The sequence below is a fragment of the Wenzhouxiangella psychrophila genome (genome assembly GCF_042310375.1).
Lineage (GTDB): Bacteria > Pseudomonadota > Gammaproteobacteria > Xanthomonadales > Wenzhouxiangellaceae > Wenzhouxiangella.
In genome coordinates this window covers 1-13,879 of sequence record NZ_JBHJMQ010000012.1, presented here as the reverse complement: position 1 = coordinate 13,879, position 13,879 = coordinate 1, and the positions used below count along the sequence as shown (strand labels likewise).

The window sequence follows — 13,879 nt, the reverse complement described above, 5'->3', positions numbered from 1 at the left end:
GGCTCCGGCCCGTTTCGGGCCGGAGGCACCGTCCAATCTCAATCCTGCCCTGATCCGGCGACCGGCAGGTATTCCTCGAACCAGGCGAGATTGCGCTGTTTGGACTCGAGCATGAGCGCAGGCCTGCGAAAGCCGTGCCCGGTCCCGGGGTAGATCACCAGTTCATGCGGCGCATCGTGACGCCAAAGCGCCTTGGCGAGGTGGATCGCCTTGACGGCGCCGGTCTTCTCGCCGGCTTCGATCAGCGTGGCAGTCTCGCTGATAAATCGTTTCTGGAACACCGGTGAGAGTTCCAGGTAGCGCTCGGGATCTTCCCAGGGCGTGGCGCCCAGCGCCGGTTCATGAAGATCGAGGTTACGCCTGCCTTCGAGGGAAAAGTAGCTGCTCAGGTAGTTGCTCATACCCTCCGCGATCGAAGCCACCTGGACGCCAGGCAAACCGTCGGCGGCCATCGGCGCCAGCCACGCCCCGTGGCTGTGGCCCATGATGCCCAAGCGCTCAGCGTCAAGTTCCGGACGTTCGCTCATCGCCCGCACGCCGCGGCGCACATCGGCGACGTCCTCACGCCCCGGCGTGAACCGCCGGAATTCCGGCCCGAAGCTGTGCGTGCCCCGGTAGTGAACGACGAGGATTGAATAGCCCCGGTTCGCCAGCACCTGCAGCGGGAAAGGCCACATGTCGCGGGGAAAGAAATCGTAGCGGTTCGTCATCGCCAACCCCGGCCCGCCGGCCAGAACCGTCAGCAGGGGCGCGGGATCGGATTCATCGGCATCGGGCGGCGTCATCAGCCAGCCGTGAACCCGTCGCCCGTCGGTCGAGTTCCAGCTCACCTGCTCGACCGGATTGAGTGGCAACCCGGCCCGATCATCGTTGAAGCGGGTCAGTTGAACCGCCTTGTCTTCGGCCGGGTGGCCGAAGTAAACCTCGGGTGGGCGGGTCGTGCTTTGCTCGACCCAGGCGGCCCGTGAGCCGTCCGCGGAAAAGGCGTACGAGCCATGGTCGCCATGTGCAGTCCGTACTGCACTGATCGTTCCGCTTCCCACGCTTAGCGCGAAGAGACCTTTCCGGGCCCGGTGCGTGCGTTCCAGCAGGAGGCGGTCGGGCTTGTGCCAGGCGATACCGGAAAGCACCAGCTCGGTCTCGTCGGAGTCGGTGACGGTCCGGGTATCACCTGATTCGAAATCGTGCACGACCAGCGACGGCGCGGCACCCGGCCCAGAATCGTAATCGGTACGCAGGAAGGCTATGCGATCCCCAGAAGGCGACCAGCGCGGCGCGCGATGACTGATACGCCCGCGAAAGGCGCTGCCGTCCTTGCCGTCGCGGCCCTCGCTCAACACTTCGAAATCGTCCGAGCGGAGATCGAAGACCATCAGGTCCGTACCCGCCAGGGGCCATCCCGACGCGCGCCGGGCACCTTCGAATGCGGTCAACGCCAGACGGTCGCCTTCCGGCGAGAAAGAAAAGCCCGTGACTGTGTGATCCGGCACCACGACGCGGGGTTCGCGCTCCTGCAGGTCCTGCAGATACAGCACGGTCTGGCGACGCGGTCGGGGCGGGCGATCGAGCTGCCCGGACAGCAGCTGCGTCGTACCGAAAGTGGCAACATCCACCTCCACGCCCGCGCGCTGCGATTCGTCGCCGACACCCTCGCCGCGAATGGGTCTTGCAACGCTGTAGGCCAGCCTGCGCCCGTCCGGACCGAATTCGAAGTCACGCACGCCGCCGGGCGCGCTGGTAATGATCTCGGGTGAACCGGAGCCGGGACGAGCAAGATGGACCTGCGGCCCCTTGTCCGCACGGGCCAGCCAGGCGATGCGCTCGCCGTCCGGATGCCACGCGATCGATCTTGCACCGCGAGACAGGTCGAGCTGCTCCGGTGCCCGTTTCGCATCGGTGTCGAGCAACCAGTGCCTGACCTTGTTCTCGTCGCTGTCCGGATCGGCCCGCCGGGTCGTGGCCAACGCCTGTTCGCCATCCGGCGAAAGCGTGAGCGCGATGATCTCGGCATGGTCGATGAAGTGAATCGGGCGCAACGCGCCCTCGCCGAAGACAGTGCCGGCCACCAGAATACCGGCCAGCAGCGGCGTTTGAATGAAGGTCCTGAATTGCATCTGGACTCCCCGGGTTTGTGACCCAAGTTGAATGTCCCCTTCATGCAAACATGCACCGGCCGATAGACCCAAGTGACGAAAGTGACAGGGACTTTCGGCATACAGCGGCTCGAAACGGTCACCGCGTCAGCAGCCGGAAGGCCCTGCAGGAAAGCATGCAACCCCCTAACGAAAGCCCTCGCATCCATGGACTACCTTTTCATCGTCAACCACCCTCTCTTCTGAAGGTCCCCCCGAGTTGCACGAAGCTCCCGAACGCTGGGGATTGGCCATCGTGGATGTCGAAACCACAGGCCTGGATCCTTCCAATAACGAAGTAATCGACCTGGGTGCGATCTACACTGATCTCGAAGGCAACGAGATGGACCGCTTCTTCATCCGCATCCAGCCTGAGCACCCCGGCCGCGCCGCACCCGCGCAAGCCCTGAAGGATCATTCGCTCGGACGATGGCCGTAGCTGAGTACGCGGGTGACCCGCCAGCCATCGTCGCCCTTGCGCCACACGGTGGTGAAATCCGCCACGCCGGGGCAATCGCCCGTGGCGAATTCGCAGAAGCGGTGCTCGCCGATGGCGATGGCGCCGAAGTTCGCGACGGGATGAACGTCCAGCGTGCCCTCGATACGCTCACGCCAGTAGTTTCCGCAGGCGTTGTTGCGCGTATTGGCAATCATCTCGTCGCGTGAAAATGTGACCCCGCCCTGGTCGTGATAGAACTCGACGTCCTCGGCAAAAAACGCTTCGTGCCGTGCCAGCTCAGACGGATCTTCGCAGCTGTTGAAGGCCTCGAACATTGCCGTGTCCAGTTCGGCGATCGTGGCGTGGAGATCGGTCGGCTCCTCGGCGACAGACGGTGCGGCGACGAATATCAAAAAGGCCAGGCCAAACAGGCGCAGGAACGTAGGGCTTTGCGGATCGCTCATTGCGTGGCTTCCCGGATTGTTGAGTGAATGACATTGTCCTTGGAAGCGAAGCGAACGACGCGTGCCAGAGGTCACGCCCACCCACCCTGCAAGGCCTCGGCAAGCCCATGCCTCGAGGCGCCTGAAAACGCCTAGCGTGAGCCCCAGGCGGTTCATGTTGCATAATGGTCGTACCAATCGTCAGCGACTGCGCCAGACAACAAGGTTAGGGGATGAGCAACGATCGACGCGACGATGACCGCACGTATCTCGAAGAGGACGCCACCCGCGCCCTGAGTGAAGACGACAGGGATCACAATACCCAAAGCGCGGATGACGAGCTGAAGCTCCCCGGCTATCGCGTCATCGACAAGCTCGGCAGCGGCGGCATGGGCCAGGTGTTTCTCGCCCAGCAGTACGAGCCGGTCGAGCGCCAGGTGGCGCTCAAGCTGATCCAGCACAAGATCCGAAGCGCGACCAGCGAGGTGCGCTTCCTGGTCGAGCGCCAGGCCATGGCGCAGATGAACCATCCCGCCATCGCGCAGATCTTCGAGGCCGGAACCAACCCCGACGGCTACCCCTACTTCGCCATGGAGTACGTGCCTGGGCAGACACTGACCGAGTTCTGCACCAAGCACCGCCTGGGGCTGCGCGAACGTCTGGAGCTGTTCGTGCGCATCTGCCAGGGCGTGTCGCACGCCCACCAGAAGGGCCTGGTGCACCGTGATCTCAAGCCCGCCAACATCCTGGTCACGCGCGTTGACGACCAGCCGCGACCCAAAATCATCGATTTCGGCATCGCCGTGACCGAAAGCTCAGCCAGCGACCGCCGTCACCAGGGCACGGCGGGCACGCCGCACTACATGAGCCCCGAGCTGTTCGACGAAAGCGTGGGCATCGACATGCGCGCCGATGTCTATTCGCTGGGGGTAATCCTGTGCGAGCTGCTCACCGACTGCCGACCGTATCCCTCGCAGCTGTTCAAGAAAACCGACACGCGCGTCATCCGCGAACAGCTGGCCGAACTGTATCCGCCACCGGCACCCTCGAAGCTGCTCGAATCGGAGCAAGCCGATATTGCAGGCGCCGCCGAGCGACGCGGCACCAAGCCAAAGCGCCTGGTGCGCCAGCTCAAGGGTGACCTCGACGCCATCACGGGCAAGGCCATCGCCCACGATCGCGATCAGCGTTACGCCAGCGTGCCGGAACTGGCCGACGACGTCCGACGCTATCTCGACCGCCAGCCGGTGCGCGCGGTCAACGGCGGGCGCTGGTATTTCGCGCGGCGTTTCGTGCAGCGCAACGCCCTGACGGTGACCGCCGCCAGCCTGGTGGCCGTCTCGCTGGCCGCCGGCCTCACCCTGGCCATCAAGGGGATGACCGAAGCGCGCGAGCAACAGCAGATCGCCGAGGCCAGATCGGCGGAACTGGAACGCATGATTGACTTCCAGCAGTCCATGCTCGGCGACCTGCAGCCACGCGAGCTGGGCCAGAGTTTCGTCGAGCGGCTGCGGGAACAGCACGCGCAGTCGTTCGCCCACGACGCCGACGAGGAAACTGTCGAAGCCGGTATCGAGGCCTTCGAACTGGCCGTCGGGCAGATCAACCCCACCGACCTGGCGCAGGACCTGCTCGACGAGTTCATGATGCAGCGCGCCATCGACAACATCGAAATCGACTTCACCGACGAGCCACGCCTGCAAGCCGACCTGTTCGAGACTGTACGCGACATCTACTTCAACGCCGGCATGGTGGACAACGCCCTGACGCTGGCCAAGCGTGTCGTCGAACTGCGCGTCGAGGCCCTGGGCCCGGGCGCCACCGACACGCTGGAAGCACGCCGGCAGTACTACCGCATGCTCTCGCGACAGGCCGACTACGAGGCCGCGCGCGTCCAACTCGACGCCATCCTGGAGAACATCGACCCCGACAACCCCGACCAACTGCGCGTGCGCCACGCCGCCTGGGACAGCCTCGCCAACCACCTGGTCCGAACGGGCGAGAACGAGCGGGCGCTGGAAATCGCGCTGGAAAACATCGAACGCGCCGAACAGGAACTGGGCGAACACCACGCCGACACCGTACGCGCGCTCAACACCCTGGGCTACGTCCACGCCCTGTCGGGGCGCATCGAAGAATCGCTGCCCCACTTCCGCGCCGCCGTGGAGCGGGCACGCGGCCACTTCGAGCACTGGGAGGATTCCTACTACAGCGCCCAGCTCAACGTCGGCGCGGCCCTGAGTTACCTGGGGCGCTCGGAAGAAGCCCTGGAAGTCCAGCAAGAGGTCTACGACATCCTCGCCGGCCACTACGGCCGCCGCCACGATTCCACACTCAAGGTGATGAACAACATGGCCGTCACGCTCATGGATCTGGACCGCTTCGACGAGGCCACCGCCATGATGCGCGACATCCTGCGGCTGACCCGCGAGGCCTGGGGCCCCCACAGCCCGCTCACACTCAGCTCCATGCAGAACCTGGCCGACCTCTACCTGCGCACCGACCGGCCCGAACAGGCCCTGGAACAGATGGAACCGGTTGTCGTCTGGCGCGAGCGGCTGATGGGGGAAGACCATTCCGACGTCCTCAACGCCCGCTACATGGCCGCCAGCGCCGCCCTGGACGCTGACCAACCGGGTAAGGCCGAAGCGCACCTCCAACCGGCGCTGGATATCCGCCGGGAGCAACTCGACCCGGGTGATCCGGCCCTATTGGAAACCCTGCGCCTGGCTGCCGATATCCATCGCCAGGCCGGCGATTTGCAGGCCGAAACGGCACACCGGCAGGAGGAGGCAAATCAATTGATCAAAGCCGGCGAAAATCCCGGCCCGGAGGCCCTGGAGTCGACCATTCGCCTGCTGAAGCTCTACAAAGACCAGGACGAGTCAGAACGCATCGAGCCGCTAGCGCAAGACATCAATAGCTGGCTCGAAGCCGGCGGCCCGGAACTGGATGAACTACGCCAGCGCTATAGTCGCATCACTGCCGACGAGGCAGCGCGGAATTAGTCTTCTCGTGGACCCAAGCGCAAAAAAATGCCCGCACCCGTTTGGAGAAACGAGTGCGGGCGCCACGTGCATCGATCGAGTTGGGAGAGGGGGACCCGTTAACGATGCGATTCAACCGACTGTGCGGCTGATTGCACGTGGTTCTGGATGCTCTTGCGAGCAGCCAATGACAGGATGCCGGACACACGAAGAACTGTCCGTTCGGTAGCGCACAGATACTACGACTTCGAACGGCTGAATATAAGTGGTGCCTGAGACTCCATGAGCGCCGACTTCCAGCCCATTGATGATGACCTTATCTCCTGCAACATCAGGGCCGATTTATCCGGATCCCCCGAAGGAGAGAGACATGCCTTTAGAGCGCACACAAGACAGCATGCTGGGTGATTTACTCAAAATTATATTGGCGGTTATTTTGCCGCCTCTTGGGGTATTTCTCGAAGTTGGTCTGGGGAAGCATTTCTGGATCAATATCATTCTGACATTGCTCGGATTTATACCCGGCATTATTCACGCTGTTTATATCATCGCCTCCAGATGAGCCTTAAACATGCACACACAAAACAACCCTGATTCCATCAATCGTGAGACGTTAGAGAAGCTTCAAAAGCTTTCCGACTTGATGGACAGGGCTTTTATCATTCCCGGCACAAATATTCGTTTCGGTTTTGACTCCATTCTTGGGCTGATCCCGGTGATTGGAGACACGTTAACCGTCGCCGTATCAGGCTACATATACAGCTTTGCCAAACAGGCCGGCGTTCCTCCGCACAAGCGCATGCGGATGGTATGGAATATTTTCATTGACTGGCTCATCGGCCTTATCCCACTATTAGGGGACATTTTTGATGTTGCGTTTAAAGCCAACAGCAAAAATGTCCGCATCATAAAGACGCATATTGAAAGACAGCTTGATACCGATAACATTGCCGGTGATTATGAACGTTCCGCCTGAAATCAGGAATCAGATTTACCGGGCCTCAATCCTGATTCGGTATGCAATTGTGTCTGCAGTGCTCTCCTGCGTGATCATTCCCGCCTCATCCTATGCCCAAACGGCATGCCCTGGAGTTCACGTGGAGATTCTGGACATAAAGAACAGTACCGGAACCGTGGCTTGCGCACTTTTCGATGCACCGGAGGGCTTCCCTACTGAATTCCTCCGCCATGCGACGCGGATCATGATGATGAAAATTGAGGACACGAAGGGGCGTTGTGACTTCCTGAATATCGAGCCCGGCACGTATGCCCTGGCCGTCATTCATGATGAAAACATGGACGGCAAGATGGACACCAACTGGCTGGGAGCCCCTACGGAAGGGTATGGGTTTTCAGCCAAGGCAAAGATTTCCATGAGCGCCCCTTCGTTCGAGGACGCGAGCTTTTCGTACGACGGGAAAGACCTCAATCTCACGATCGGCTTGACCTACTAAGGCACAACCAATCCTGGAACCATCCTGATCACCCCCACACTGCCTGTCTTGACGGTCCCGGCGCTGCGGCCGGAACGGCAGGTTATCTGTTCAACTTTGATGCGAGGATTTAAATGCCGTTGCGGCGGCTGCCGCCATTCAGCTCTAGTCCGCGACGCTACACTCCGAAAGCTTCTCGCCGAAAGGTCCGGCCCGACGCTCGAGGTGTTCTGAGGTATCACGATCGCTGCCCACGGTCACACGACCCAGCGCACCGAACGGATTGGCCCGAAATGCTTGCAACAATGCCTCCAGCCTCTCCCCCGAGTGTTGCTGCTTCAAGCGTTCTTCAACGCGCTCACGAACTTCCGGCAAGGCTGCTTGTGAGGCCTCTATGCTGCCGTAGACGACATACGGCCCGCCGGGGTCGTTCCCCATCGGGCCGATTCTCACGCCCGATATGGAAAGCTGATGCCCCTCGGTCATGGGCACGCTGATGACGCCGTTTTCATAGCTCCCAATCGGTCGCCAGTCGTGGATCGGCTCCATGGACAGACTGACGACGGCCCGTTCAGGCACGTCGACGACAATCTTTTCCCCGAATCCCGTGATCGACCCGAGAACGAAGGTGTCGTCCATGAGCACCTTGCTGTGCTTGAGACAGAAACGCGTGAGCCCTGCATCAAGCGCGGTCAAGGGAGCAGGCGGGAGCGCTTCGGGAATCGACTTGGGCACCAGCGAGAGCTGGATCAATGAACCATCGGGGAAGCTGTCGAGCTTGAAATTTCGTGGCTCGAAGTTCCCGACGTGAAATTCCTCCTGAACGATAGCGTCGTCGTCTTCGCCGAACTTCAGGTCGGCATCATCGATCCAGAAAGTCACCTTAGCATTCTGGGTGGCCGGATCCAGTCCCACGATGAGATTCCAGGGCACACCCCGGTAGTGCGGGTTGCCTTCTCGCACGTGCCACTCGTAGTAGCCCCGCCGAACCTCGAACTCACCAATCGTCCTGATCGTTACCCTGCTTTGGTCTCCAGACTGCTGCTCGAACAATCTCAGAGTGCCCTTGATTTCCAGATCCGTGCCCAGCACGGACGCGCTGGACAGGGCCAATACCAACATGATGATCAGTCGCATCAGGAACGCTCCTTGACTTTCAGATAGGGGATATTCCGCCCGCCGGGCACGTAAACATCGTGCACCTGCGCCGTACCGGCCGTTCCAGCGGGCCCATCACTCGGCGGCGGCTGGAGCTCGTCGAGGCTGAGCAGGTATAAGTTGGCGCCAAGCGAGAGCACCAGGGAGGCTGCCAAGGCCCACGTGAGTGCCCACGACCGGCGAGGCTCGGCGGATCGAATCAAACGTCTAGCGCGAGAGGTGTACTGTCTATCAGGCTCCACGAGACGCAATTTCTGCAAGCGTTGTTCAAAATCATCCATCTTCGAGTACTCCAGTTCTGAGTGAAGCGATGCCGCGGCGATACCAGGAGGTGACGGTGCTTAGCGGCGTCTCACGAATCTCCGCAATTTCGCGAAAAGTCATGCCGCCAAAGACATGCATCACGATGGTCTCTCTTTGATCACTGGTTAGCGCCTCCATGGCCTCGCCCACTTGATCCACAAAGGCCGCTTCCTCCGGCTCCGCCCGGCTTGTATCGGCGGCCCGTGCCAGGAATTCCGAAGCATCTGCGACGAACCGCTGCCGGTCGGCCGCCAGGCGAAGCGCCTCGTTACGCACGGAGCGACACAGATAGGCTTCCAGATTTCTCGGGGAGGCACCGGAAGAAACCACGGCAAGAATCGCTTCATGAACTGCGTCCTCAGCCAGTCTGCGGTTGCCCGTGACCCCCATGGCGATGACATAGAACTTCCGGCTGCAGCGATTGAAGACGGCCTCTGCTTCCTTCCAGTGCATCAAGTCCTCCCGTTTCCCCTGCAGAGTACTCAGGACCGGAAATTTGTGCAGCCGATGGATTCTTGCGCGGTGGGATGCGTTTCCCGATTCACTCGATCAACCGGACGCAACCCTGCCGAAGCGACACGCCCCAGCCCGGATGATGCTCATGAAGCGCTTCTCGGCACCATCGCATATCGGGAATGCGCCGGGAACTCGGGGACGCTTGAGCAAGCCCCGATTCAGAGGCCCTGAGGGTTTACCGGTATCCTGGTTTTCAGTCCGCTTCGCGGCACAGCCGGACAGAGGCGATCGCCAGGCAATCGCCCTCGATATTCACCGACACCTGCCGCCACGGAGGCTGGCGCTCGACGCCTCGGAAGCCGCCGGACTCGGTGGGCACCAGGATCATGCCCGGCAGGTCGCTGGCCGGGCCAAGTGCCGTGCCGCGATAGTTGCCGTCGTCCTGCCACAAAACCGTGGCAATCCGGGTGCCGATCCCAGCCTTGATACGAATGTAGGATCCAACCGCGCCGTACTCCGCAAACCGGCCGCCCGGTGCAATCGTCAGGCTACCCACCAGCTTGACTTCGGCGCCCTCGGGGAAACGCTCGAACAGCGCGATCAGCCGCTCGCTTCGAGCGGCCATTTCCTCGTCGGTAAAGCCCTTTAACACTTCGTCGCTGCCGACATCGATCCGCTCGAGGATCGTTCGCGTACGCTGGTCGAACCGATCCAGGGATTCCGCTTTCTCGGCCGGCACGTTGTTCAACGCCCGCAGCAGTTGCGGCCCCGTCGCTTCGGCGATCAGCCGCGAACCGTCGGGTTTGAGGGATAGCCGGCCGGCTTCACCGGACCATTCACCTGCCAGACGCTCGGCTCGGTCCGGATTCCCGTCGCCCGGTATATCGGGCGGCAGTGGGAAGTCGGAATCGAGCAGCGCCGACAAAAGCATGGGCCGCAGGTTGGCGGCCGGCACGGTGGCGCTATTGCCCTGGATATAGAGGTAGAAATCCCGCTCGGGGAACCACAGGAAATCGGCCGAGTAGATGCCGTTGCCGCCATTGTGCGAGATCAGCTTACCCATCGGGCTGTCGCTGACGGCCCAGCCGTAGGCGTAGAATGAGTCTCCGCCGCCTTCGTCCACGTAACCTTTCGTCCAGCGCGCCACGGCCTCGGCATCCAACAGCCCCTCGCCGCGAAGAAGCTTCACCCATCGGCGCATGTCCTCGACCGTGGTGTGCAACCCGCCGTTCGCGCGCAGGTGCCAGCCGGGCCCGTCCTCGCGCCAGCCTCGATTGAACACCTCGCCCCAGGGTTCGCCGTCTCGGTAGCCGAGCGCGCGGCGACTTTCGTCCCACTCGGGCAGCAGATAGCCGGTGGACGTCATACCGAGCGGCTCGAACAGGAACTCGCGAACGAACGATTCATAGCCCTGCCCGCTGACGCGCTCGATCAGAATGCCCAGCAGGGAATAGCCGGTATTGGAGTAGGCATAGCCGCTCCCCGGCTCGAATTCCAGCTCGGCCGCAAAGGCCCGCTCCAGAAACTCGTCGGCACCGATGGCCTCGTTATCCGGCCCGATCCCGCCCGGGAATCCGGCTGAGTGCGTCAATAGTTGATGCAGCGTGATGCCCTGCTTCTCGGCCGGCACACCGTCGAAGTGATCCACCAGCGTCTGATCCACCGCGAGGTCGCCCTGCTCCACCAGCACCAGAATCGCCGCCGCCGTCATCGGCTTGGTGATCGAGCCCATGGTCTGCACGGTATCCGCGCGATAGGCCCGACCCGCCTCGCGATCGGCCAGGCCGTAGGCCTCGACCCGTTGCGGCCCGCCGACGAAACCCGCCGCCACAGCGCCGGAAAAGCCTTGGCTTTCAAGGCCTGTCAGCAGGGCATCGAGGCGATCCAGATTGGGCTTGGGTTCCAGCGATTGCGTGTCACTGGCCAGCGACGGGGGAGACAACGACAGCGCCCCAATCAGCAGAATGGAGAGGATTCTCATTGCGTGATTCCTGGGAGAGTGCTTTGCATAGACGCGCGGGAAGCAAAAAACGTCGCAACCATATTTGAATAAGGGAATACCCGGCGGGAACGGTCAATTGACCGAAACACATCCCACGGTTCGCGATACTCCGAGAAAGAGTGACCAGATGCCGCGCTCAAGGCAACCACCAAAGCGATCCAGCGCGGGCTTTCATCACCCTTCTGGAGCTACTTCATCGACAACAGCTCGTTCGGTAGCATCTACCAAGTGCTTCAAGAAGCGAATCGCTTTCTCAAGATCCTCCCGTTTCACCAAGTGCGGCGCAGGCGCACCAGCCTGCAGCGGCTTAGCTCTATGGACAGCATCACCCCGCTTCGACAACAGCTCATCGAGTTTGGCGAACGCTGATTCGGGCTCGTAACCACCCCATCTCCAGGCCTTCGTTACGTCAAGAGACAAGTAGTCCAAGAAGAGCTTTCGGGTCTTTTCACCATTGGGATTGTGAAAACGCTTTAAATCGGACTTAAGCTTGCTCAGAACAAGGCCCGCTAATTGTTCGTCTTTCGCTCTCGTGAGTCGCGCATCAACAATTTCTTGCACCAAGTCCTCAACGTAAGTCTCCCATGCGGTGAACGCCATCACCAATCCAGCCCGCTTCAAGACTTCCGTGTTTTCTGGGGGCGGCTGGGTATTCGCTGCATCAAAATGCTCGAGCAAGACCTCCGCATCCTGAATCGCGCTATCAAAGGTAATTCGTGCCTGGGACATTTGTTATATCCGCGCTAACGCCTTGCTCACCGGAAAATTGGGAGCGCAGCGAGCAATTTTTCCGAGTGCAGCAATTTGTTAAATACACCCACCCCAATTAACTGCGTTTTCTTTTATTTTGCAGTTCATCATTGAAATCGGAAAGGCACGCCAAATCGTCTTCGATCTCTTGCATTGTAGGATATGGGTCTCCGACGGCAGGAGCACTATCATGGCCACGGAAGTACGTGCTGCACCTGCTCATTCCTTGCTCTACTCGATCAAAATCCGATTGACTTATATCATCAATCAACCGCCGCAATCTATTTGTTTGGACGGCCCTACCGAATCTAGTCACTACTTGATTCAATAGCTTTTCTTCAACCAGTCGTTCCCAAGCTTCTCTTAGATACCCATAAAAAGTGAATGACGCTTCACGGAACTCTCTTTCTGTGCCGTTTTCATCAATCTTTCGAAGCTCACCAACTTTTGTTTGAAGTTGCTTAACTCTTTTACTTGTTGTCAAAGCATCCCAAGGAGGTGCTGAACGGACTATGCCGGCTCGTTTTCTACTTCGTTCAAGGCATATTTCATTCAAACTAGAGCCGTCTACATTCTCAATTTCTTCGAGTAAAAGTTTATAGAAAACAATATCGTGTGTTAATACCACAACTTGCCTGTCTTTAGATTCTTCAACAAGTCTTTTAGCGACTCTGTAACTCCATTGGTGACTTAGAGAGTTTACAGGGTCATCAAATATGACAGCAGATTTCCTTCTGTCAGCTTTCATTTCAGCAAGAAAGCAGGCAATGCTAATACATCTCTGCTCGCCTTCACTTGCCACTTTGGAGACCAAGGGTTCTCGACCATCCAATATCTCCAGCTTCATGAGCTGAGCACCGGACTTTCCTCTAGTTTTAGGAGAAACCTTGAATCTACTGAAGCCAAATCTATCAAGTTCAGAATTAAAAGCTTCCACTAAAGGCACAACCACTTCTTGCTTGCAAATCTCGGAATTCTTTTCAGTAATTGGCCGCGACTTGCATTGCTCCTGAAGGCTCTCATATTTAGCCACTAGCTTATAACGTTCTATATTAGAAATTATTGAGGTTATATTATCCCGGAATAGCTTCTTGTCGACCAATTCCTGTAGATCGGATTCTTTTCTTTTTATAATTTTATCGGAATCGTCATCTTCAGATATAGACGCGATAGAGGCTTCAATATTACTTACGAGATTATTTATCTTCTCTAAAACTTCTGTCTTTGTGGGAGTTACTTTTTCTGGCACAACCTCGCCACAAAAAAGGTCCTTTCTCGATTCAAGATCTTCAAATAACTTTAAAAGTTGTATTCGGAACCCACAAAAATGTTCATCCGCCAATGTGATGGCAGAGGTATATGGAGCTAAATCGAATCGATAATTTCTAATATTTTTCTTTTTCGAATCCAGATGACTCTTACTATCAGACGCAATTTTCACAGCGTCGCTCGCGAGAAATTCTACAAAGTCTGCCATTTTGTCAGACGAAAATTTGCCAATATCCTGTAAGCATAGTGGACATAATTCATTCTCCTGGGGTGGAAAAGAATTACCTTGATCCAGGGATGTGATATAGCGCTCCGCGGAATCCCACATCAACCGCCAGTCATCGCCTCCAATATCTCTAATTGGCAAACCCGAAAACGTTTTATCTTTTAAATCATCAGCTATTTTCTTGGCTCTGTTGAATTCCCAGTGGGTTAAGCATACACATGCGGATTGATACTGCGGAAGTCGAGCTTCCCTGCCAGCAGGAAGATCATGGTCCTGGCTGT

At 58.9% G+C, this 13,879-nt stretch carries 13 protein-coding genes; 5 read left to right on the top strand and 8 right to left on the bottom strand.

All coding sequences use genetic code 11. The features are described from left to right. Window positions 1-38: 38 nt before the first annotated feature. Window positions 39-2,114: a prolyl oligopeptidase family serine peptidase gene (locus tag ACDC66_RS13570; protein ID WP_376697269.1), complete on the bottom strand. Its 2,076-nt coding sequence runs from the start codon at window positions 2,112-2,114 to the stop codon at window positions 39-41. A gap of 274 nt (window positions 2,115-2,388) precedes the next feature. On the opposite strand from ACDC66_RS13570, the gene ACDC66_RS13565 reads away from it, so the two are divergent. After that, window positions 2,389-2,571: an exonuclease domain-containing protein gene (locus ACDC66_RS13565; RefSeq protein WP_376697268.1), complete on the top strand. Its 183-nt coding sequence runs from the start codon at window positions 2,389-2,391 to the stop codon at window positions 2,569-2,571. On the opposite strand, the gene ACDC66_RS13560 is transcribed toward ACDC66_RS13565, so the two are convergent. Beyond that, entirely contained in the window at window positions 2,547-3,035 is a 489-nt protein-coding gene (locus ACDC66_RS13560) for a nuclear transport factor 2 family protein (protein ID WP_376697267.1), read from the bottom strand. The genes ACDC66_RS13565 and ACDC66_RS13560 overlap by 25 nt on opposite strands. A 212-nt stretch (window positions 3,036-3,247) precedes the next feature. Between ACDC66_RS13560 and ACDC66_RS13555 the strand changes: the two genes are divergently transcribed. The 4 genes from ACDC66_RS13555 (at window position 3,248) to ACDC66_RS13540 (ending at window position 7,455) form a co-directional block, all read left to right on the top strand. Next, window positions 3,248-6,022 (top strand): protein kinase domain-containing protein, encoded by a 2,775-nt coding sequence (locus ACDC66_RS13555; protein ID WP_376697266.1) that lies wholly within the window; start codon window positions 3,248-3,250, stop codon window positions 6,020-6,022. 376 nt (window positions 6,023-6,398) lie between these two features. Then, on the top strand, window positions 6,399-6,563 hold the full coding sequence (locus ACDC66_RS13550) for a YqaE/Pmp3 family membrane protein (RefSeq protein ID WP_376697357.1): 165 nt from the start codon (window positions 6,399-6,401) through the stop codon (window positions 6,561-6,563). Window positions 6,564-6,572: 9 nt separating this feature from the next. Then, on the top strand, window positions 6,573-6,977 hold the full coding sequence (locus ACDC66_RS13545) for a DUF4112 domain-containing protein (protein ID WP_376697265.1): 405 nt from the start codon (window positions 6,573-6,575) through the stop codon (window positions 6,975-6,977). A 121-nt stretch (window positions 6,978-7,098) separates the two neighbouring features. After that, complete coding sequence (locus ACDC66_RS13540; RefSeq protein ID WP_376697264.1) at window positions 7,099-7,455, top strand: DUF2141 domain-containing protein; 357 nt, start codon at window positions 7,099-7,101, stop codon at window positions 7,453-7,455. Window positions 7,456-7,599: 144 nt separating this feature from the next. Here the strand turns inward: ACDC66_RS13540 and ACDC66_RS13535 are convergent, their stop codons facing one another. The 6 genes from ACDC66_RS13535 to ACDC66_RS13510 all read right to left on the bottom strand — a co-directional run. Further along, complete coding sequence (locus ACDC66_RS13535) at window positions 7,600-8,571, bottom strand: hypothetical protein (RefSeq protein WP_376697263.1); 972 nt, start codon at window positions 8,569-8,571, stop codon at window positions 7,600-7,602. After that, window positions 8,571-8,747: a hypothetical protein gene (locus ACDC66_RS13530; RefSeq protein WP_376697262.1), complete on the bottom strand. Its 177-nt coding sequence runs from the start codon at window positions 8,745-8,747 to the stop codon at window positions 8,571-8,573. The genes ACDC66_RS13535 and ACDC66_RS13530 overlap by 1 nt, the downstream gene beginning before the upstream one ends. A gap of 118 nt (window positions 8,748-8,865) precedes the next feature. Further along, on the bottom strand, window positions 8,866-9,348 hold the full coding sequence (locus ACDC66_RS13525; protein ID WP_376697261.1) for an RNA polymerase sigma factor: 483 nt from the start codon (window positions 9,346-9,348) through the stop codon (window positions 8,866-8,868). 256 nt (window positions 9,349-9,604) lie between these two features. Then, window positions 9,605-11,332, bottom strand: coding sequence for a serine hydrolase domain-containing protein (locus ACDC66_RS13520; RefSeq protein WP_376697260.1), 1,728 nt, complete (start codon window positions 11,330-11,332; stop codon window positions 9,605-9,607). Between the two features lie 195 nt (window positions 11,333-11,527). Then, entirely contained in the window at window positions 11,528-12,082 is a 555-nt protein-coding gene (locus ACDC66_RS13515) for a HEPN domain-containing protein (RefSeq protein ID WP_376697259.1), read from the bottom strand. 97 nt (window positions 12,083-12,179) lie between these two features. Beyond that, the coding region (locus ACDC66_RS13510; protein WP_376697258.1) for an AAA family ATPase at window positions 12,180-13,879 on the bottom strand (1,700 nt) is incomplete at its 5' end.